The following is a 233-nucleotide window of genomic DNA, read 5'->3' on the forward strand; positions in this document are numbered from 1 at the left end:
CGAAGGACTCCTCGAACAGCTCGCCCCACGGGCCGGCGAACGCGGTCACGGTGATCTCCCGCTCGCCGGACCCGGAGCCTCCGGTGTCGATGGCGCCGCACGCGGTGCTGGTGAGGAGGGCGAGGACCGCCGAGGCGGCGCCATCGACACCGGAGGCTCCGGGTCCGGCGAGCGGGAGATCACCGTGACCGCGTTCGCCGGCCCGTGGGGCGAGCTGTTCGAGGAGTCCTTCG

Annotated in this window: 1 pseudogene; it reads right to left on the reverse strand. The window is 73.8% G+C overall.

Annotated features, from left to right (window positions below):
* Positions 1 to 233 (reverse strand): annotated as a pseudogene (locus tag DEF28_RS28205) (hypothetical protein); the annotation flags it as partial.

It is taken from the genome of Marinitenerispora sediminis (assembly GCF_003336425.1).
GTDB lineage: Bacteria > Actinomycetota > Actinomycetes > Streptosporangiales > Streptosporangiaceae > Marinitenerispora > Marinitenerispora sediminis.